The 20,228-nt window shown below is 45.6% G+C and carries 19 protein-coding genes; 18 read left to right on the forward strand and 1 reads right to left on the reverse strand.

Annotated features, from left to right (window positions below; genetic code table 11):
- The first annotated feature begins 182 nt into the window (after positions 1–182).
- The 11 genes from HM131_RS01710 (at position 183) to HM131_RS01760 (ending at position 12,032) form a co-directional block, all read left to right on the forward strand.
- Positions 183–1,451, forward strand: a complete 1,269-nt coding sequence (locus tag HM131_RS01710) for a M48 family metallopeptidase (protein ID WP_085027324.1) — start codon at positions 183–185, stop codon at positions 1,449–1,451.
- A 147-nt stretch (positions 1,452–1,598) separates the two neighbouring features.
- A complete protein-coding gene (locus HM131_RS01715; RefSeq protein WP_085027326.1) occupies positions 1,599–2,963 on the forward strand; it encodes a sigma-54 interaction domain-containing protein in 1,365 nt (454 codons plus the stop codon).
- Between the two features lie 219 nt (positions 2,964–3,182).
- Complete coding sequence (locus tag HM131_RS01720) at positions 3,183–3,878, forward strand: CoA transferase subunit A (protein WP_085027328.1); 696 nt, start codon at positions 3,183–3,185, stop codon at positions 3,876–3,878.
- Between the two features lie 18 nt (positions 3,879–3,896).
- Positions 3,897–4,571 carry a 3-oxoacid CoA-transferase subunit B gene (locus tag HM131_RS01725; protein WP_085027330.1) on the forward strand — a complete coding sequence of 225 codons (675 nt, stop codon included), beginning with the start codon at positions 3,897–3,899 and terminating at the stop codon, positions 4,569–4,571.
- 15 nt (positions 4,572–4,586) lie between these two features.
- Complete coding sequence (locus HM131_RS01730) at positions 4,587–5,363, forward strand: 3-hydroxybutyrate dehydrogenase (protein ID WP_085027333.1); 777 nt, start codon at positions 4,587–4,589, stop codon at positions 5,361–5,363.
- Positions 5,364–5,381: 18 nt separating this feature from the next.
- Entirely contained in the window at positions 5,382–6,560 is a 1,179-nt protein-coding gene (locus HM131_RS01735) for an acetyl-CoA C-acetyltransferase (protein WP_085027335.1), read from the forward strand.
- Between the two features lie 18 nt (positions 6,561–6,578).
- A complete protein-coding gene (locus HM131_RS01740; protein WP_085027337.1) occupies positions 6,579–7,862 on the forward strand; it encodes a GntP family permease in 1,284 nt (427 codons plus the stop codon).
- Between the two features lie 213 nt (positions 7,863–8,075).
- Entirely contained in the window at positions 8,076–9,143 is a 1,068-nt protein-coding gene (locus HM131_RS01745) for a branched-chain amino acid aminotransferase (RefSeq protein ID WP_085027339.1), read from the forward strand.
- Positions 9,144–9,893: 750 nt separating this feature from the next.
- Positions 9,894–10,235 carry a hypothetical protein gene (locus tag HM131_RS01750; protein WP_085027341.1) on the forward strand — a complete coding sequence of 114 codons (342 nt, stop codon included), beginning with the start codon at positions 9,894–9,896 and terminating at the stop codon, positions 10,233–10,235.
- A 16-nt stretch (positions 10,236–10,251) separates the two neighbouring features.
- A complete protein-coding gene (locus HM131_RS01755; RefSeq protein ID WP_085027344.1) occupies positions 10,252–11,013 on the forward strand; it encodes an FxLYD domain-containing protein in 762 nt (253 codons plus the stop codon).
- A gap of 272 nt (positions 11,014–11,285) precedes the next feature.
- Complete coding sequence (locus HM131_RS01760; RefSeq protein WP_085027346.1) at positions 11,286–12,032, forward strand: hypothetical protein; 747 nt, start codon at positions 11,286–11,288, stop codon at positions 12,030–12,032.
- A 247-nt stretch (positions 12,033–12,279) separates the two neighbouring features.
- Here the strand turns inward: HM131_RS01760 and HM131_RS01765 are convergent, their stop codons facing one another.
- Complete coding sequence (locus HM131_RS01765; protein ID WP_085027349.1) at positions 12,280–13,278, reverse strand: tRNA dihydrouridine synthase; 999 nt, start codon at positions 13,276–13,278, stop codon at positions 12,280–12,282.
- Positions 13,279–13,569: 291 nt separating this feature from the next.
- Here HM131_RS01765 and HM131_RS01770 point away from each other — a divergent pair, with 291 nt between their 5' ends.
- The 7 genes from HM131_RS01770 to HM131_RS01800 all read left to right on the forward strand — a co-directional run bounded on the left by HM131_RS01770 (position 13,570) and on the right by HM131_RS01800 (position 20,175).
- The gene (locus HM131_RS01770) at positions 13,570–13,977 is read left to right on the forward strand and encodes an RDD family protein (RefSeq protein ID WP_198162699.1); all 408 of its coding nucleotides are present in this window, start codon (positions 13,570–13,572) and stop codon (positions 13,975–13,977) included.
- Positions 13,978–14,258: 281 nt separating this feature from the next.
- Positions 14,259–15,194, forward strand: coding sequence for an aldo/keto reductase (locus HM131_RS01775; protein WP_085027353.1), 936 nt, complete (start codon positions 14,259–14,261; stop codon positions 15,192–15,194).
- A gap of 244 nt (positions 15,195–15,438) precedes the next feature.
- Complete coding sequence (locus HM131_RS01780; RefSeq protein ID WP_085027355.1) at positions 15,439–16,443, forward strand: LacI family DNA-binding transcriptional regulator; 1,005 nt, start codon at positions 15,439–15,441, stop codon at positions 16,441–16,443.
- The gene (gene rbsK / locus HM131_RS01785; RefSeq protein WP_085027357.1) at positions 16,430–17,329 is read left to right on the forward strand and encodes a ribokinase; all 900 of its coding nucleotides are present in this window, start codon (positions 16,430–16,432) and stop codon (positions 17,327–17,329) included. The genes HM131_RS01780 and rbsK overlap by 14 nt, the downstream gene beginning before the upstream one ends.
- Positions 17,326–17,718, forward strand: a complete 393-nt coding sequence (gene rbsD / locus HM131_RS01790; protein WP_085027359.1) for a D-ribose pyranase — start codon at positions 17,326–17,328, stop codon at positions 17,716–17,718. The genes rbsK and rbsD overlap by 4 nt, the downstream gene beginning before the upstream one ends.
- Before the next feature lie 19 nt (positions 17,719–17,737).
- Entirely contained in the window at positions 17,738–19,237 is a 1,500-nt protein-coding gene (locus HM131_RS01795; RefSeq protein WP_085027361.1) for a sugar ABC transporter ATP-binding protein, read from the forward strand.
- A gap of 2 nt (positions 19,238–19,239) precedes the next feature.
- Entirely contained in the window at positions 19,240–20,175 is a 936-nt protein-coding gene (locus HM131_RS01800) for an ABC transporter permease subunit (protein ID WP_085027363.1), read from the forward strand.
- The last annotated feature ends 53 nt before the right edge of the window (positions 20,176–20,228 follow it).

Raw genomic sequence — 20,228 nt, forward strand, 5'->3', positions numbered from 1 at the left:
CCCTTTTGTTTTTGTTCGATTTATTCAAATGTAAACAGTTTTTTAACAAAGCCTTTTGTAAAAAGGTTTTACTTCTATGCATGGTTAGAAATCGCCCGAAAACGTGTAAAATTGAAGTAATCATTCTATAAATCAGGACAAGCTCATATACTAAGGGGTAGACACACGGCGGAGGTGGAGACGTGAAGAAAAAGTTCGTCATCTGGACACTCGTCCTTTTTTCATTATATGGATTGCTGCTTGGACTTTATCTTTTCCAGTGGGCTGATTTCGGAGTCCCTGATGCCTATAAGGGAACAGCGGCTGACCCGACAACGTTTATGACAGATCGACAGCTGGAATTGGCGGAGGATTATTCGCGTTATAAGGATTTCTTATCCTTTATTACGGAGCCGTTAGAATGGGTGATTTATTTAGGGGTGATGGTGTTTGGCATCTCGCTGATTTTTAAACAGTTCAGCGAACAGGCTTCTCGTTTTAAAATCATACAAATCCCGTTGTATGTGCTTTTACTCCAAACGGTTACCACGATCATCTTGTTTCCGTTCGATTATATCAGCCGGAGACTTTCCATTTCGTACGGCATTTCTACGCAGAGTTTTTCAAGCTGGATGAGGGATGAACTGATCGGATTTTGGGTCGGTTTTGTCATTATGGCGATTTTAATCACGGTTTTATATTGGTTGATGAATAAATTCAGAAAGCGCTGGTGGCTGTACGCGTGGATGCTGCTCGTTCCGTTTCTCGTTTTTATGATGTTTATTCAGCCTGTTGTCATTGATCCGTTGTATAACGACTTTACTGAGCTTCAAGATAAACAGCTGGAAGAAAAGATTCTTGGGCTCGCCAGTCAGGCGGATATACCGGCTGAACGCGTCTATGAAGTGAACATGTCTGAGAAAACGAACAGTATGAATGCGTACGTGAACGGGATCGGATCGAATTTACGGATCGTTTTGTGGGACACGACGCTAAACCGGTTGAAGGACAATGAAGTCCTGTTCATCATGGCCCATGAAATCGGCCACTATGTGATGAATCATTTGTATATGAATTTACTCGGTGTGATTGCTTCAAGCTTTGTCGGCCTGTTTCTCGCTTACCATCTGATGCATTATACGATGAGAAAGTGGGGAGAGAAGTGGAAAGTTAAAGATGTCTCAGATATTGCTGCCCTGCCAGTGTTCTTCCTCCTGCTTTCCTTGCTTTCGTTTATCGCAAGCCCTGTGGAACTTGCGATTTCACGAAACGCTGAAAAGGCTGCCGATGAATACGCCATTCAAATGACAGAGGATCCGGAAGCGGCTGTTGGATCGTTCCAGGAGCTCACGGTTAACGGACTGAGCGAAGTGAATCCACCGGCTTTGGTGAAATATCTAAGGTACGGCCACCCGACCATGATGGAACGGATCCACATGCTTGAACAGTACCAGGAAGAAAAACAAGAATAAACGGAAGTATTTACCACCTCAGGTCATCCAGAATCTGGATGACCTGAGGTGGTTATTTATGTCATTCACGTTTCATGGTACACTTCAAAGTAGCTATGCAAGCGTTACCACATGGGGTTTAAATTATTTTCCGCAGGAGTGTGACTCATGCAATCGATCTTAGAGAACTACCGGGATAGTATATTTGAAACGTTTTTCGGCAATGTCCATCACTGTATCGTCATTGTCGATCATCAAGGCCATATTTCATACATGAATGACAGCTACTGTGACTTTCTAGGAGTGGATAAAGAAAAAGTGATCGGCCAGCACGTGACGGCCGTGATTGAAAACACGAGAATGCACCTTGTCGTCGAGAGCGGGAAGGAAGAGATGGCTGATCTTCAGCAAATCCGTGGCGACTTTATGGTCGCGCACCGCATCCCGCTCAAATCAGATGGGGAGGTTGTCGGTGCGCTAGGCATGGTCTTGTTTCGTGATACTGATGAATGGAAGGTTATGAACACGCACATTAAGGACCTTCTTCTTGAGCTTGAGACGTACCGGAACCAGATGCAGCAGCAGAATGGAGCGACGTACTCGCTGCATGACATTATCAGCAGCTCCCCTGAGATCTTAGAATTAAAGAACAAGATTAAAAAAGTCGCCCACGGCGATGTGTCTGTTTTAATCAGGGGTGAGAGCGGAACAGGGAAGGAATTGTTCGCTCACAGCATCCATCATCTTAGTGAGCGCAGCACAAAGCCGTTTATCAAAGTCAACTGCGCCGCCATTCCTGAGCATCTCCTTGAAGCTGAACTCTTCGGTTATCAGGAAGGTGCCTTTACAGGTGCCAAAAAAGGCGGCAAGCAAGGAAAGTTCCAGCTGGCGCATGGCGGAACGCTTTTTCTTGATGAAATCGGCGATATGCCGATGCATGCCCAGGTAAAGATTCTCCGCGCCCTGCAGGAAGGGGAAGTCGAGGCCATCGGTGCTGTGAGGCCCCAGCAGGTGGACGTCCGAATCATCGCGGCGACGAACCAGCCGTTAGAAAAGCTGATTGAAGACCAGCGCTTTCGTGAGGATTTATTTTACCGGATCAACGTCGTCCAGGTCCAGGTTCCGCCTCTCCGCGAGCGTCCGGATGATGTCCGTGTGTTATCGAAGTACTTACTGCAAAAAGTCAGTGATCGGATCGGCAAGCGGATTGAGGAATTCGATCAAGAAGTGTATGACTTGTTTCAGCGTTACAACTGGCCGGGAAATGTCAGGGAGCTTGAGAACGTAATCGAATCGGCCGTTCATTTAACCAATAACGACGTCATCCAGCTCGACGACCTCCCTGAACATATTCAGCCTGAGTCTGCCATCATTCAAGAACAAAGCAGCTTGAAGGAGTTAGTGGAAAATACGGAGAAACAAGCGATTGAACGAATGTTAAAAAAGGCTGAAGGAGACAAATCCCTGGCAGCTAAGTGGCTCGGCATCGGAAAATCCAGCCTTTATGATAAAGTGAAAAAATACAAGTTATGAATCATTCCACAAAGTCGGAAACCATTCCACAATTCTGGAATGGTTCTTTTTTTTGCTCTTATGTAAGGGTTTTCATTAGGTTAGACTCTTTCTTCATCCTTCTTTTCCAGAATCGTGGAAAAATGAAACGGATTTAATTTTCAAAATCCCGTCACATCTAAAACAGAAAGTTGGCATGCTTCTTGCATCTATAGAAACGTGGAAGGGGCGTGAACCAACATGAAAAAAATTCACTCATCATTTCATGAAGCCGTTAAAAATATCAAAGATCACTCAACAATCATGGTCGGAGGATTCGGACTTGTCGGGATTCCGGAAAATCTAATCCTTGCACTCGTTGAATCGAATGTGAAGCATTTAACCGTTATTTCAAACAATTGCGGTGTCGACGACTGGGGACTGGGACTTCTTTTGAAAAATAAACAGATCGATAAAATGATTGGCTCCTATGTGGGAGAAAACAAAGAATTTGAACGTCAGGTGTTGGAAGGGGAACTGGAAGTCGAGCTTACTCCCCAAGGGACACTAGCCGAACGAATCCGCGCAGGCGGTGCCGGAATCCCTGCGTTTTATACTCCTGCAGGCGTCGGGACTCCAATTGCTGAAGGTCAGGAAGTCCGTACGTTCGACGGAAAAGAGTATCTGTTGCAAACCGCTCTGACGGCTGATTTCAGCCTGGTACGCGCGAAGCAGGGCGACCGCTACGGCAACCTCATTTACAACAAAACTGCACAGAACTTCAATCCGATGATGGCCGCTGCTGGTAAAGTGACGATTGCTGAGGTGGAGGAGCTAGTGGACGCAGGAACACTTGATGCGGACCAAATCCATACACCGGGCATTTATGTGCAGAAACTGATCGAAGGAGAGCAGGAGAAACGCATTGAACGTTTGACCGTCAAAAAACACGCCTAATACAGGAGGTAATTAGATATGGCAGTAAAAATGGACAGAGCAGCGGTCAGAGAACTGATCGCAAAACGAGCGGAAAAAGAAATTGAAAGCGGTTACTATGTAAACCTGGGGATCGGCATGCCGACAATGGTCGCGAATTACATCGACCCGGAAAAAGAAGTAGTGCTTCAATCGGAAAATGGACTCTTAGGTATCGGCCGCTCACCTTATGAAGAAGAAGTCGATCCGGACTTGATCAACGCAGGAAAAGAAACGGTTACAGCGTCAATCAGCGCTTCCTACTGCAGCAGTGCCGAGTCGTTTGCGATGATTCGCGGCGAGCATTTGGACCTTGCGATTCTAGGCGGCATGGAAGTCGCGAAAAACGGAGACCTCGCGAACTGGATGATTCCAGGAAAAATGATCAAAGGCATGGGCGGGGCGATGGATATCGTCCACGGGGCGAAGAAAATCGTCATCATCATGGACCACGTCAATAAATACGGCGATCCGAAAATCTTAAATGAATGCAGTCTGCCTCTGACAGGCAAAGGCGTCGTTGACCGAATCATCACAGACCGTGCGGTAATCGATGTGACAGAAGAAGGCCTTGTCTTAGTTGAAGTTGTTGAAGGCTGGACCGTAGAAGAAATCAAAGAATCAACAGAAGCGGAATTAATCGTCAGTCCAGATTTAATGGAGATTTCTAAGTAGAAAGGTGAATGTTTGATGGTAGAAAATAAAGTGGTTTTTATTACAGGAGCAGCGAGCGGCATCGGCTATGAGATCGGGTCAGCATTCGCAAAGCAAGGCGCGAAGGTCGCTCTTTCAGATATTAACGAAGAAAAAGTAAAGGAAGCGGCAGATCAGCTGAAGGGTGAAGGCTACGACTGCATGGGCCTCGTCTGTGACGTAACCAAAGAGGAGCAGATTCAAAACGCCATCGATCAAACCGTTGAAAAATACGGACGCCTAGACGTTTTGATCAACAATGCCGGTCTCCAGCATGTCGCTTCTATTGAAGAATTTCCGACGGAGAAATTCGAGCTGATCACAAAGATCATGCTTGTCGCACCGTTTATGGCAACGAAGCATGTGTTCCCGATTATGAAAAAACAAGGCTTCGGCCGGATCATTAATATGGCATCGATCAACGGTTTGATCGGATTCGCTGGAAAGTCTGCCTACAATAGTGCGAAACACGGGGTAATCGGCCTGACGAAGGTAACAGCACTCGAAGGAGCGGAAGACGGCATTACGGTCAACGCAGTTTGCCCTGGTTATGTCGATACGCCGCTCGTCCGCAACCAGCTGGAGGACCTGGCGAAGAACCGAGATGTATCGTTAGAAAAAGTGTTAGAGGAAGTCATTTATCCATTAGTCCCGCAAAAACGTCTCTTGTCCGTTCAGGAAATCGCTGACTACACGTTGTTCCTTGCCAGTAATCAGGCCAAAGGAGTCACCGGTCAGGCGGTTGTCATCGACGGAGGCTACACGACTCAATAATAGAAAGGAAGAAAATCTATGAAACCTGTGTATCTATTAGAAGGTGCTCGTACCCCGTTTGGAAGTTTCGGAGGTTCCTTGAAAGATGTCGACCCCACAACGCTCGGCGTGACGTCAAGTAAAGCAGCGATCGAACGAAGTGGTGTGGAAGCGGAGCAAATCGATTTTTCCGTGATGGGTAATGTGATTCATTCCGCTCAGAATGCTCCTTACTTAGCGAGGCATATTGCTTTGAATACAGGACTGCCAATCACAAGTCCGGCTCTCGCCGTTAACCGTCTGTGCGGATCCGGTCTGCAGTCTGTTGTATCAGCTGCGCAGTCGATTCAGCTGGGAGAAGGAGAACTCGCGCTGGCCGGCGGTGTCGATAGCATGAGTCTAGCTCCTTACGCATTAAGAGGCAGCCGTTTTGGAACAAAACTTGGCACACCGAAAGTAGACGATACCCTATGGGCTGCGCTGACTGATGAATATATCGGTGCCGGTATGGGCGTTACGGGTGAAAATCTAGCAGAGAAGTACGAGATTTCCCGTGAGAGTCAGGACGAATTTGCAACTCTCAGTCACCAGCGCGCGGCAGACGCTCGCGAGTCTGGGAGGTTTGATGATGAAATCGCTCCGGTGGAAGTTAAAACACGTAAAGGCACAACGGTCGTGGATCAAGATGAACACATCCGTCCGGATACGAACCCAGGAGGGCTTGCGAAGTTGAAGCCAGCGTTCAAAAAAGACGGAACCGTGACGGGAGGAAACGCGAGCGGCATCAATGATGGCGCTGGAGCTGTCGTCGTTGCGAGTGAGAATTTTGTAAAAGCTCACAACAAGCAGCCACTAGCGAAAATCGTTTCCTGGTCCGTTGCAGGCGTTGATCCGAATGTGATGGGCATCGGTCCTGTCCCGGCAATCCGCCACGCCCTGGAAAAAGCGGAGCTTACGTTAGACGATATGGATCTTGTTGAAGTGAACGAAGCGTTCGCTGCCCAGTATTTAGCTGTGGAAAAAGAACTTGGTCTTCCGCGTGAGAAAGTGAACGTCAACGGTGGAGCGATTGCACTCGGCCACCCGGTCGGCGCGAGCGGAACGAGAGTGCTTTACACGTTAGTCAAAGAACTGAAACGACGCAATCAGAAGTATGGCGTTGCGTCGCTTTGTATCGGCGGAGGCCAGGGCATCGCCATGGTCGTCGAAGCCCTATAATTCGAAGGAGGATCACATATGTTAGGAATATTACTTGGTCTCGTCGTCCTGATGGCGCTCGCCTATATGGGATGGTCGATCATCTGGGTGGCGCCGATCGCCGCCGGGGTGGTCGCCGTCACCGGCGGACTGGACCTGCTTGATGCGTACAAAGATACGTACATGAGCGGTTTTGTCGACTTTGCTAAATCCTGGTTCCCGGTGTTCATGCTCGGAGCCATTTTCGGAAAATTAATGGAGGACACGGGCATGGCCCGTTCGGTCGCCGTCGCTTTCACAAAAGTCATCGGCACCAAACGCGCGATTCTCGGAGTGCTTGTCTCCGCTGCCGTACTGACGTATGGCGGCGTCAGCTTGTTCGTCGTTGTCTTTGCGGTTTATCCACTTGCTTTATCGCTGTTCCGTGAAGCGGATATCAGCCGTAAGCTGATTCCAGCAACCATCGGTCTTGGGGCGTTTACTTTTACGATGACTGCACTGCCTGGAACGCCGCAAATCCAGAACCTGATCCCGATGGAGTATTTTAAAACAACAGCGACTGCTGCACCTGTGATGGGGATCATCGCAGCGATCATCATGGCCGTTGGGGGATATTTATATTTACGTTATAGAGAGAAAGAGCTGAAGCAAAAAGGGGAAACCTTTGTTGAACCGAATGATAAGAAAATGGTCAATCAAGTCGACCGGCAGCCGAATTTTATCCTGTCGATTCTGCCATTGCTTACCGTCCTACTGACATTGAACTTACTGGCGTGGGATGTCGTAACCGCCTTGATTGCTGGTATTGTATTGATCATGCTCTTGAACATTACATTAATCAAAGGATTCGTCACCTCCATTAACAAAGGGGCTAGCGGATCCGTCATCGCGATCATCAACACGAGTGCCGCCGTTGGTTTCGGTACCGTCGTCCGTGAGGTGCCAGGCTTTGAGCGACTGACAGAATTGTTGGTCGGCATCAAAGGAAATCCGCTGATCTCAGAAGCGATCGCCGTTAACGTGCTGGCTGGTGCGACGGGTTCAGCTTCCGGTGGATTAGGGATTGCGCTTGAAGCTCTCGGTTCGAAGTACTACGAGATCGCGCAGACGTCTGGCATTAGTCCAGAAGCTTTCCACCGTGTTGCTTCCCTATCCTCAGGTGGACTGGATGTGCTGCCGCACAACGGTGCCGTCCTTACCTTGTTTGCGATCACCGGCATGACCCACAAAGACAGCTACCGCGACATATTTGTTGTAGCACTATTAATCCCAGTCATCGCCGTAGCCGTTGTTATCTTACTGAACACAATTGGAATTCTGTAATTCCCTTTTATTTCCACCTCAGGTCATCCAGAATCTGGATGACCTGAGGTGTGTTTGTTATTTTTCTGCTTTATTTGATAATTTTCTAAAAGTTTGTACGAAGGGCTTTAAAAGTCCTTTCGTAACCCGTAAAATATATAACAATATCTCCATCCTTTGTTCGTTTAAAGGGTGGACGTAACCCACTAAACTATCTAAGAAGGAGCCACCGCTATGAATAAATCTCTAACTTTTATCGAAAACAACCATAAAAAAGAAAAGCCGAAAACGAAAGAGATTCCTTTTGGGCGCACGTTCACGGACCACATGTTCTTAATGGACTATGAAGAAGGGAAAGGGTGGCACGAGCCTCGCATCGCCCCATATGAGCCTCTGACGCTCGATCCAGCCGCGATGATCTTCCACTACGGCCAAACCGTATTCGAAGGCTTGAAGGCGTATCGTACCGATGATGATCGTATTCTTTTGTTCCGTCCTGAGAAAAACTTTGAGCGTCTCAACCAGTCGAGCGATCGTTTGAGCATTCCTCCGATTGATGAAGACGAAGTGATGGGCTATTTGAAGGAGCTTTTAAAAGTTGAAAAGGACTGGGTACCTTCGTTTGAAGGGACGTCTCTTTACATTCGTCCATTCATCATCGCAACCGAGCCGAATCTAGCCGTATCCCCTTCAAAAAGGTATACGTTTATGATCATCCTATCACCTGTAGGACCTTACTTCTCAGGTGGCATTCACCCTGTAACAATCAACGTCGAAGAGAAGTTCACCCGCGCGGTGAAAGGCGGAACCGGCATGGCAAAAACAGCTGGCAACTATTCGTCCGGCTACCAGGCACAGGCGAAAGCGAGCCAGACCGGAAACAATGATGTACTTTGGCTTGATGGCATCGAAAAGCGCTATATCGAGGAAGTCGGCAGCATGAACATCTTCTTCAAAATTGACGGTGAAGTTGTCACTCCGGCTTTGAGCGGAAGTATCCTAAGAGGAATCACAAGAACTTCGATCCTTGAAGTGCTTAATGAGTGGGACATACCGGTGACAGAGCGGAGAATTACGATCGAAGAAGTCTATCAAGCGTATGAAGACGGCAAGCTTGAAGAAGCGTTCGGTACAGGAACAGCCGCAGTCATTTCACCAGTCGGCACGTTCAATTGGAACGGCAAGCAAATCGTGATCAACAATCACGATATTGGCCCGCTTTCTCAGAAGCTATATGACACGATTACAGGCATTCAGCGCGGAAGAAAAGAAGATACGTATAACTGGACAGTCGAAGTCTAAACAATCGAAAGCCCCTCAGGTTTCCCGAAAAAGGAAGACCTTGAGGGGCTTTTTTAAGTGATACATCCTATGCTTTGATCTGGAACGATTCTATAATGATAGGATCATCCAAATTACCAAGTGAATGACAAAATAAAAAGCCCTGTCACTAAGGAAAGTGAGAGGGCTAAGATAAACAACTTAGGTGACCCAACCATGTAAGAATCATCCTTGATTCTACACACTTTGAATTTCAGACTTTCTTGAAGGACAATTCCTTTGAGAATCCGTTTCCTTCTCCTGTTAAGTCCAATTTCCCTCCATTTCTTCTTTAGGTTAGAGAAGAGATGAAGCACCTTCTAGGGTGGTTCCTTTGTTAGACTACTCAACCTTGATCTGAGCCGACTGGAGGGCATCATCGTACAAAGCTCTCTAATCGCCTACGATCTGTAAATCTACTCGAGCACTTGACAATTTAAAAAGTTGGCTTCCATCCTTTAACAGGATTTCAATTCCTTAATTGGCAGGCGTTTTGGTTCGTTTGGAAACGAACTCGTGATGGTTGAGCCACCTAAGTTGTTTATGTTTTTTTGTTATCTTCTTTACACTTTTATTATACCACCATTTTCTGATGTAAACGGAGGAAATTGTGTCATTTTTGTATCATTTAATTGGTAAAAATTAAATATATACGGTTACTAATATACTGTTTTTGATAAAAACATGGTATATTATTTACAGGTAATAAATAACAGATTAGGGGGGATTCTGTTGAGTAGAACGACGGAAATGGTTTTAGGTATTCTTGGCGGGCTTATAGGATTTGGAGGGGCTTTCTTTGCATTATTCGTAGGTTCACTAGACGAAGCACTTAATGGGTCCAGTGAACTTAGTGGATTAGGTAGTAGTGCCTTTCTTTTTAGTGCTACTGCTATCATTGGGGCCATTATTGTGAAGTTTAAAGCAAAGCTAGGTGGCTGGATCATGTTGATTAGTGGTGTAGCTATACTTGTTTCAATTAGTTTATTTGGAGTAGTACCAGCCTTATTACTTATTCCAGCAGGTTTAATGGGGATTATTAGAAAGCCAAAAACTGAAAAAATGGCAGCCTAAATAAGGGGATAATAAAATGAGAAAAATTATACTTTTGTTTTCATTGGTATTTATTATGTTTTTAACTGCATGTTCAAATGGAGAGATGGCTGGAGATACGAATGCTAATGCTAGTGCAAATAATGATGAAAACACAAAGGAAAAAGAAGAAACAAAAGAAGAGTCTGAAGCCAAGTTAGAGATTGTCCAGAGTACTGGCGGAGCGTGGAAAGACTCCATTGATACAGTATGGGTTCACTCATCTGCAGTTTTTGAAAATACAGGTGATATCCCTGTTGAAATTAATGAAACCCAAATGAACTTCAAAGGTAAGGATGGGGAAGTATTAGGGACTGCACCGATGATCTATGCGGTTCCTAGTGTAGTAGGTCCTGGTGAAACAGCTTTTATTTCAGAAAGTACAATTCTAGAGGGAATCAGTGATGCCGAAAGTTATGGAGAAACTACGTATAACTTTGGTTTTGATAAAACGGATCAATCACCTAATTTATTAGAAACCTCAGGAATTAAAGGGACTATAGGTGACGAATATTCCAATCCTTATAAAGTAACTGGTCTTGTTAAAAATACCACTGGAGAAAAACAAGATGATATTCAGCTTGCAGCAGCATTGTTTGATAAAGATGGAAAGTTATTAGGGGTTTTAAATGGCTCAGTGGATGTAGGAGTAAATTCAGGAAGCGAAGCTGGGTTTGAACTTAACTATCCTGAGATCCCTCGTGATGTAGCCGAAAAAGTTGAAAATATAGAAGTAAAAGCTTATGGATGGACTTGGTAATTATTGAAAAGGCAGCCTTTAACGGAGGCTGCCTTATTTTATTTTTAAAAAAAATACACAAAGAAGAGGTTCTTTTGAATTGATCATTTATCCAAGTGAAATAATTTCTAGTGTTGATCGTACCGCTTGTTTTGTCGGTATGTAGCCCTCTCTCATAATCTATCAAGGGAAGTTTTGTAGAATAATAGCTTTGTTTAAGAAACCTATAGACCCCTTCATTTTCTGGTGGTATTCTTTTTTTACAACAAAATAGGGTAAGGAGAAGGATGCTTATGAAGCGATCTGAAACGATTGGTTTGGTAGTCATTGGTTATGCTCTCTTATGCTTTTTTATTTTTTCGTTTTCCGGGATTGCAAGTGCTGAGGAATCGCATAAAATCTTATTAGAGAAACCCATTCAGTCTCCAATAAAGCCTATAGAGCCCCAACAAACAACGTTTGATAAGAACAAAAAGCTAAGCGAAAGAGAAATTCAGGAACGATTCTCAGAAATCGATGCTTCCTATGACTTACATGAACCTTTCTCTCCAGAAGATGCCGAGTTCATAAGAGCCTATGCCACCATACCTATCACCTCCTCCACGCCTTCGTATATGGAAAGTTTAGATTCACCTGATGAATCCTTCACATTCACAGGATCCAATAGTAAGTCTTTTGATAGATATAAATCTTCCAATGGTGTATCTCTAAATTTTTACGGAAGAATATATTCCGACATCAACATTTTTACCCACTCTTACAGAGGGAACGTAAAGTCTAAAATCTACAGAGGCAGCAGTAAAGTGAGAGAAATAAAGAATGTCATCACCAATACCGCCTACGGATTGGTTGGAAGTTCAGGCACGTACGTAGGGATCGTTTATAAGGGGTCCATCGTTAGTTCATCCAACGACGCAAGGACATCCTGGAGCACGGATGAAACGAGGAAATACGGCGCTGTAGGAGTACTCTATACTCATACGAATGCATATTCTAAAATCACGACGACTACCGGAACGTTTACGCTATATGCCTTTTAAGGAGGAGTTTTTTTGCTAACAGTCAGCCCCATTGGTATTCTTATATTCTTATTTGTCATTGTAAGTATTTTCTTCTTAGTGAAACGCGTGATGAAAAAGAATTAAAAAAAGCATCGACACGGATGCTTTTTTATTTTTTGCTCTTTACCAGTGAAGTAAGGTCGTTTTTGGAAAAAGCCTATTCATAAAAAAGAGAGTATAGCACGACGGCTATCCTCTCCTTTAAATCTAAAATGATTCAACTTCTTTAAGAAACAGAAAAACTTTCCTCTTCCTTCACTCCATCTTTCTCCATAAACTCATCAAGCAGCGCACGCACTTCATCGGTGGAGTGTGTGTTCATCAGCTGATTTCTCAGCTCACTCGCTCCACGGAATCCGCGGACGTAAATCTTGAAAAAGCGGCGCAGCGGCTTGAAGAGACGAGGCTCCAGTTCTTCAGAATACTTATCATGAAGATCGAGCTGCAGGCGAAGAAGATCAAGCAGTTCTTCACTCGTATGCTCTTTCTTCTCTGTTTCGAAGCAGAACGGGTTATGGAAGACCCCGCGTCCGATCATGACGCCATCTACGCCGTATTTTTCCACGAGTTCTAGACCCTTCTGACGGTCAGGAATATCTCCGTTGATCGTCAGAAGCGTATCAGGGGCCACTTCGTCACGAAGCTTCTTGATCTCCGGAATCAGCTCCCAGTGAGCATCGACGTTACTCATTTCCTTTTTCGTACGAAGGTGGATGGACAGATTGACAATATCCTGTTCCAGAAGGTGTCTCAGCCAGTCGTGCCACTCGTCCACTTCCGTGTAACCGAGACGGGTCTTTACGCTTACAGGCAGTCCTCCCGCTTTGGCAGCCTGGATGATTTCCGCTGCGACATCCGGACGGCGGATCAGCCCGCAACCTTTCCCTTTCGTGGCGACATTCTGCGCGGGGCAGCCCATATTGATATCTATACCGCGATATCCCATTTCGGCCATACCGATACTCATTTGCCTGAAGTATTCGGGTTTATCTCCCCAAATATGGGCAACGATCGGCTGTTCATCTTCCGTGAACGTCAGACGCCCGCGTACGCTGTCTTTTCCTTTCGGATGGCAGTAGCTTTCCGTATTCGTAAACTCTGTAAAGAACACGTCAGGTCTGCCTGCTTCAGCCACGACATGGCGGAATACGACATCCGTCACGGCTTCCATCGGTGCCAGAACAAAAAACGGTTTCGGCAACTCATGCCAAAAATTTTCTTTCATAATATATCTGAACCCTTTCCTTAAGGGAAACCATGTTCCCAAAATTAAAAAGTAAAAATGTTTTTGTCTTATCCATTACCATTTAGGATGGATTTCAACCAAAATATATCATAATAGTATAACACGAAAAGTTCAAGGGAACGAATCCTCTAGTTTTTGGAAAGTGCCTGATCTGTGCTAAGTTAAAGGATGTGCACGGTAGCATCAGGTACTTCCAGAACCTTTCCTGTCAAACACCCATAGAATATAGGACAGGGAAGGGGGGGGATTACCATATATGAAAAGAACTTGTTGCAACGACTCATTGCCGTCGGACTCGAACTCATTGTCGCCGGCTTGATTGCCGCCTTATACACAGAATGGAACGACACCGGCCGGGGATATGAGCCGAATCCGATTTTTTGGAGAGCTTTCATCAGCACTCACATCTCTTTCTTACTCGCTATTCCACTGTTCGCAAACGGAAGGACACTGGGGATGCTGCTGACGAATTTGACGGCCACGTCCAACAACGGGAAGATACCGAACTTCTTCCAGATCATCTTGCGAGCTGTGTTCGGATTTGGACCTGTCATTCTCACCAACGGACTGTGGTACTTCGTTTCTATAATCACCGGTTTGATCGATAAAAAGGGACGTGGGTGGGGAGAATTTGTCTCCTATACGACTGTGAAACGAAAGGATCAGAATTTTGATTAAGTACTGACGACAATCAGTGCTTTTTTGTGTTCGCGGAAAATGATTTCCGTTGAAGCCTAAGCTGGTATGATCAGAATGAAACAGGTGAACTTCTTTTCTCATACATACATTCAGGTTTAGAGGGTAAAAAGGAAGAAGTTGGATCGATTGAGGAAGGAACAGTAAACATTTACTATAAAGGTCAATACGGTATAGCTTTTGTGAGAACCTGCGAAGAAGTAGATTTGCCATTGAACCTGGATCGGGAGAGAGAAATAGGAGAGACGAAAGGGGCATAATCAATGAAAAAACGAAGCTTAGGAAATACAGAAATCCAAGTGTCTGAGGTCGGATTTGGAGCATGGCAATTAGGTAATGAAAAAGACTGGGGAAAAATGACAGATGATGAAGCGATTCATCTCGTAAGTGAAGCTATGGATGCTGGCTGTAATTTCTTTGATACGGCCCCTAACTATGGATCCGGGAAAAGTGAAGAACTTCTTGGAAAAGCTTTTAAAGGAAAAAGGGATCAGGTGGTCATTAGCAGTAAATGCGGGCATGCTTCGAATGGGGAACAAACCTTCGAACCTGAAAAAATGATTTCTTCCGTAGAAGAAAGTTTGCGAAGGTTACAGACCGATTATCTTGATAGTCTTCTGCTTCATAACCCTCCCTTCTCATCGATTCATGGAGACAGTCCTCAGTTTGAAGTTCTGGAAAAACTAAAAGAACAAGGGAAGATTAGAGCATATGGAGCCTCGGTGGATACGGGGAAAGAGATGTACGAGCTATTAAATCAAACGGATAGTCAGGTCATTGAGGTAATGTTTAATATCTTTCATCAAGAGCCAGCTGAGGCGATCAAAGCTGCGGACAATCAAGGGGTTGGAGTGATTACCAAGGTTCCTCTCGATTCAGGCTGGCTGACAGGTAAGTATGATGCTACTAGTAGATTCAGCGGCATCAGAAGCCGGTGGAGTGTAGAAGAAATTGAAAGAAGAGGGAAATTAGTAGAACAAGTGCGTCATATTGTAGGAAATGATCGTTCTATGGTACAAGCAGCCCTGCAATTTATTCTTTCCTATACAGAAGTATCTACCGTTATCCCTGGTGCAAAAGATGTTCAGCAGTTCAACCAGAATATAGCTGCATCAGAAAGTAGATTATCAAAAGACATCATTAGAGAATTAAAAGATTTGTGGGCAGAGGAAATAAAAGAATTCGTGCTATCCTGGTAAAGAGTATCAAGGTAAAGGAATACTGGACAATTGTAGCCTGAACAAAAGAAAAGCCCCTCAGGTTTCCCGGAAAAGGGAAGCTTTGAGGGGCTCTTTTTATAAGCGTACGGTTGACACAATTATGTAAGCGCTTTACAATTATGTGTAACGGGTTACATATACGAAAAACATGATAAATTCTATTTTTTTACAACCATATGTAACGGGTTACACATTTCAGATCATAAAGGTAGTCGATAAAACTATGGCCACAATCAAAGACGTCGCACGGTTAGCGGAAGTATCAACAGCGACCGTTTCTCGTGTGTTAAACGGAAATGGATATGTACATCTCGAAACAAAAGAACGGGTGGCTAAAGCCATACAGCAATTAAACTATCGCCCCAATGATGTCGCGCGCAGCTTGTACAAAGGACGTTCAAAAATGATCGCCTTATTTGTGCCTGACATTATGAACCCATTCTTCCCTGAGCTTGCAAGAGCGGTGGAAGATATGGCCAAGCAGCACGAATATACCTTTGTTTTATGTAATACAGACGATGATCCAGAAAAGGAAATCGCTTATATCGAAGCATTAAAACAGAAGTCCCTGGACGGCATTGTTGTCGTATCGAGTACGATGTCCGGTGCATACATGAAAGACTTTGACCTTCCCGTCATCGCTTTAGACCGTATCCTTCATAAGGACCTGTCTTCTGTGACCGTCAATAACAAGGAAGGGGCGCTTCAAGCGGTTGAGTACTTAAAGGAAATAGGCTGCAAGCGGATCGCTCATATTGCTGGCCCAGAACACGTCAGCAATGCGAAGCAGCGGTTGAACGGGTACTTGGATGCTGTGAAACAGGAAGACTGGTTCAAATACAGCTATGTAGAACAAGGGGAGTACCATTTTGAAGAGGCCAAACAAGCGACGCAGCGGCTCTTAGAAAAGCATCCTGAAATTGACGGGCTGTTCGTCGCCAATGACCTGATGGGTGTCGGCGCGTTAAAAGCCGCAGAAGCCCTCGGGATTCGAGTACCAGAGGATTTGTCGATCATCGCTTTTGACGGCATTACCTTAGGTGAAACGACAACACCAACGTTAACGACAATGGCTCAGCCGATTTACAAAATTGGCGCAAGAGCAGCGGAAATGCTGATTCACCAAATTGAACAAATCGAACAAGAGAAACAAGATGAAGAATTCAAAGTGACACTAGTGGAAAGAGACTCAACGCGGAACAGGAGGGAAATCCATGACAACAACTAAACCAAAGGTAACGGTGATCGGGAGCATTAATATGGATTTGACCGTGTCTACTCCCGTCGTTCCGAATCAAGGCGAAACCGTGCTAGGAGAACAATTCGCGACCTACCCGGGTGGTAAAGGAGCGAATCAAGCCGTGGCCGCTGCACGGTTAGGGGCGGACGTCCGCTTGGTTGGAGCGGTCGGCAAAGACGCTTTCGGCGTCGAACTGGTTCAGCATCTGCAGGCAGAAGGCATTGATACATCTGGAGTGAAGACGTCCCAAAGTCAGTCCACAGGCACGGCGACTATCATTCTAAGTGATAACGATAACCGGATCATCGTTGCCCCGGGAGCGAATTACGATGTGACTCCTGAATACGTCGAAAAACAAAAGGACTTGATCAAAGGAAGCGATATCCTGCTCGTCCAGCTTGAGATCCCGCTTGAAACGATTGAATACATCGCTAATCTTGCAAAAGAGTATTACATTCCATTGGTCGTCAATCCAGCCCCCTATCAAACCTTACCTCAGGATGTTCTCGACCATGCGACTTTCTTAACGCCAAATGAATCGGAGGCGTTGCTTTTAAACAAGGAAGTTGAAGCGTCTATGATCCAATCTAAATTGGTGACAACAAAAGGACCTGAAGGGGTTGAGGTCACCCTGGAAGGAAAGCAAGAAACCATCCCAGGCTACGAGGTTCCTGTAAAAGATACAACGGGAGCGGGAGACACCTTTAATGGAGCATTAGTCACTCAGCTCGCTCGTCAGTTCCCTTTGAGTGAAGCCGTCCAGTTTGCCAACGCCGCCGCAGCGCTTTCCATTACACAGGTAGGTGCCCAGAGCGGCATGCCGACCCTTAACGAAGTAGCACAGTTCTTGAAAGAAAGGAGGTCATCCTTATGAAAAAGCAGGGCATGCTGAATCGCGAAATTGCTTCCGTCCTTGCTCGCTTAGGCCATACGGATAAAATTGTAGTGGCGGATTGCGGACTTCCCATTCCCGATGACATTCCATGCATCGATGTGTCCTTAACAAAAGGACATCCTTCTTTCAGAGAAGCAGTAACAGCTATTTTAGAGGATATGGAAGTGGAAGCAGCAACGATGGCCAGTGAGGTGAAGGAGCACAACCCTGAACTTCTTCAAAAAGTAGAAACACAATTACCAGAAAAGGTTTCCTTTCAATCCCATGAAGAATTGAAAGAGCAAACCAAGCAGGCGAAAGCGATCATTCGCACAGGCGAAGTTACGCCTTACGCGAATATCATTCTTCACTCTGGTGTAATTTTTTAAATCGTGAGGAGGTGAACCCATGTCTGAGCATCCGTTTGTACATATGAAAGAGATCGAAAAAGCTTTTTCCGGTAACCAGGTATTGAAAAAAGTAAACTTAGACATCCTTCCAGGCGAAGTCCATGCCTTAATGGGGGAAAACGGGGCAGGGAAATCCACGCTCATCAAGGTTTTAACAGGGATTCATGCCAAGGACGGCGGAAAGGTCGAAGTGAAAGGCAAAGAAAGGACGTTTTCCAATCCAAAGCAAGCCGAAAAAGAAGGCATCGTCGTCATCCACCAGGAGCTCAATATCATTCCCCATTTGACTGTGGCAGAGAATATGTTTCTTGGAAAAGAAAGGACGCTGAGACGAACCGGAATCTTAAAGAAAAAAGAGATGTACCAGCAAACGCTGGATAACTTAAAGCGACTCGGAGTCACGAACATCGACCCAAATGAAACGGCAGGCGATCTATCTGTCGGGAAGCAGCAAATGATCGAGATCGCTCTAGCGATTTCTACGAACGCGGAAATGATCATTATGGATGAACCGACCGCAGCGCTGACAGATCGAGAGATTGAAAGTCTATTTAAAGTGATCGAGTCGCTGAGGGAACAAAAGGTCAGCATCGTCTACATCTCCCACCGGATGGAGGAAATCTTTCAAATCTGTGATCGCATTACGGTTCTGAGAGACGGGGAGTATATCGGCACAGAACGGGTGAACGACACAAACTTTGAAGCGGTTGTGAAAATGATGGTCGGCCGTGAATTAGGTGAACGGTTCCCTGCAAGAACCACTACCATCGGGGAGAGAATTCTAGAGGTGAAGCACTTATCCAGAGAGGACTGGTTTGAAGATATTAACTTTCACGTCAACAAAGGTGAAATTCTCGGAGTTGCCGGACTTATGGGAGCCGGTCGAACCGAAATCATGGAAGCGATCTTCGGGGCGAAAAAGAAGAAAAGCGGCGACATCCTCCTCGACGGAAAGCCTCTCTCTATCAAACACCCGCGCGACGCGATCCAATCAGGCATCGGTTTTATCACGGAGGACCGGAAAGACGAAGGACTCGTCCTGCATTTATCGATTCGTGAAAATATCGCGTTGACAAATATGAAAGCGATTTCTAATAAAGGGTGGATTTCATCTCAGAAAGAAACGAAGCTCATTGATGAGTTGATCGAACGCCTTCACGTCAGGACGACCGGAAGAGAGCAGGATGTGAAGTCACTCAGCGGAGGAAACCAGCAAAAGGTGGTTATCGCAAAATGGCTCGGGATCCAGCCGCGTGTCTTGATCTTAGACGAGCCGACTCGAGGGGTCGATGTCGGAGCTAAAAAAGAAATCTATCACATTATGAATGAACTGACCGAACATGGCGTGGCGATCATCATGGTGTCATCGGAGCTCCCTGAAGTGTTAGGCGTCAGCGACCGCATCATGGTGATCCATGAAGGAAAAGTTGCCCGGATTTTTAACAGAGAAGAAGCCAATCAAGAAAGAATTATGCAAGCTGCGACGGGAGGAGAGTAACGATGAAGCAGTTAGTCATGAACAACCTATCCAAGTTAGGCCCCTTAATCGGACTGATTCTGATTATGGCCATCCTTGGAGTCATGAGTGATAATTTCTTCACTCTTGATAATCTATTGAACTTATTACGTCAAATATCGATTAATGCATTAATTGCCTTCGGGATGACCTTCGTCATTTTGACTGGCGGCATTGACTTATCCGTCGGCTCCATTCTGGCTTTCGGCAGTGCGCTGACTGCCGGAATGCTCGCAAGCGGCATGGACCCGATGCTCGCTGTACTTATTGGGCTCCTTGCTGGTCTCGCCATGGGAGCATTCAATGGCCTGATCATCACCAAAGGAAAGGTCGCTCCTTTTATCGCGACACTAGCGACGATGACGATTTTCCGTGGTGCGACGCTTGTGTATACCGATGGACGCCCTGTCACAGGGCTATCGGACAGCTTTGCGTTTGAAATGATCGGACGCGGCTATGTGTTCGGGATTCCGTTCCCTGGGATTTTAATGATTATCGTATTTTTTATTCTCTTTTTCATTTTACGCAAGACCGTGTTCGGCCGTCAGGTCTATGCCGTTGGAGGGAATGAAGAAGCCTCGATTTTATCAGGAATTAAAGCCGATCGTGTCAAAGTCTGGGTCTATTCCCTTACCGGTATGCTTTCTGTGTTAGCCGGTATCATTTTGACGAGTCGTTTGAACTCCGCACAGCCAACGGCTGGAACGATGTATGAACTGGATGCCATTGCAGCAGTAGTCCTTGGCGGGACAAGCCTTGCTGGCGGGCGCGGAAGAATTGTGGGGACCTTAATCGGTGCTCTCATTATCGGCGTGCTGGATAACGGATTGAACCTCTTGAACGTTTCTTCGTTCTATCAGCAAATCGTTAAAGGAGGCGTCATCCTACTCGCTGTTCTGCTTGATCGCAGGTCTAAATAATCGGCCATACTGTTCGCTATGAACATATGACATATATAAATTTCTAAGGAGGA

This window comes from Halobacillus mangrovi (genome assembly GCF_002097535.1).
GTDB lineage: Bacteria > Bacillota > Bacilli > Bacillales > Halobacillaceae > Halobacillus > Halobacillus mangrovi_A.

What these genes read in the sequence shown, in the direction of transcription:
- HM131_RS01715 (WP_085027326.1), top strand. Translation starts at nt 1,599, where the DNA reads ATGCAATCGATCTTAGAGAACTACCGGGATAGTATATTTGAAACGTTT.
- HM131_RS01720 (WP_085027328.1), top strand. Translation starts at nt 3,183, where the DNA reads ATGAAAAAAATTCACTCATCATTTCATGAAGCCGTTAAAAATATCAAA.
- HM131_RS01725 (WP_085027330.1), top strand. Translation starts at nt 3,897, where the DNA reads ATGGCAGTAAAAATGGACAGAGCAGCGGTCAGAGAACTGATCGCAAAA.
- HM131_RS01730 (WP_085027333.1), top strand. Translation starts at nt 4,587, where the DNA reads ATGGTAGAAAATAAAGTGGTTTTTATTACAGGAGCAGCGAGCGGCATC.
- HM131_RS01735 (WP_085027335.1), top strand. Translation starts at nt 5,382, where the DNA reads ATGAAACCTGTGTATCTATTAGAAGGTGCTCGTACCCCGTTTGGAAGT.
- HM131_RS01740 (WP_085027337.1), top strand. Translation starts at nt 6,579, where the DNA reads ATGTTAGGAATATTACTTGGTCTCGTCGTCCTGATGGCGCTCGCCTAT.
- HM131_RS01745 (WP_085027339.1), top strand. Translation starts at nt 8,076, where the DNA reads ATGAATAAATCTCTAACTTTTATCGAAAACAACCATAAAAAAGAAAAG.
- HM131_RS01755 (WP_085027344.1), top strand. Translation starts at nt 10,252, where the DNA reads ATGAGAAAAATTATACTTTTGTTTTCATTGGTATTTATTATGTTTTTA.
- HM131_RS01760 (WP_085027346.1), top strand. Translation starts at nt 11,286, where the DNA reads ATGAAGCGATCTGAAACGATTGGTTTGGTAGTCATTGGTTATGCTCTC.
- HM131_RS01765 (WP_085027349.1), bottom strand. Translation starts at nt 13,278, where the DNA reads ATGAAAGAAAATTTTTGGCATGAGTTGCCGAAACCGTTTTTTGTTCTG.
- HM131_RS01775 (WP_085027353.1), top strand. Translation starts at nt 14,259, where the DNA reads ATGAAAAAACGAAGCTTAGGAAATACAGAAATCCAAGTGTCTGAGGTC.
- HM131_RS01780 (WP_085027355.1), top strand. Translation starts at nt 15,439, where the DNA reads ATGGCCACAATCAAAGACGTCGCACGGTTAGCGGAAGTATCAACAGCG.
- rbsK (WP_085027357.1), top strand. Translation starts at nt 16,430, where the DNA reads ATGACAACAACTAAACCAAAGGTAACGGTGATCGGGAGCATTAATATG.
- rbsD (WP_085027359.1), top strand. Translation starts at nt 17,326, where the DNA reads ATGAAAAAGCAGGGCATGCTGAATCGCGAAATTGCTTCCGTCCTTGCT.
- HM131_RS01795 (WP_085027361.1), top strand. Translation starts at nt 17,738, where the DNA reads ATGTCTGAGCATCCGTTTGTACATATGAAAGAGATCGAAAAAGCTTTT.
- HM131_RS01800 (WP_085027363.1), top strand. Translation starts at nt 19,240, where the DNA reads ATGAAGCAGTTAGTCATGAACAACCTATCCAAGTTAGGCCCCTTAATC.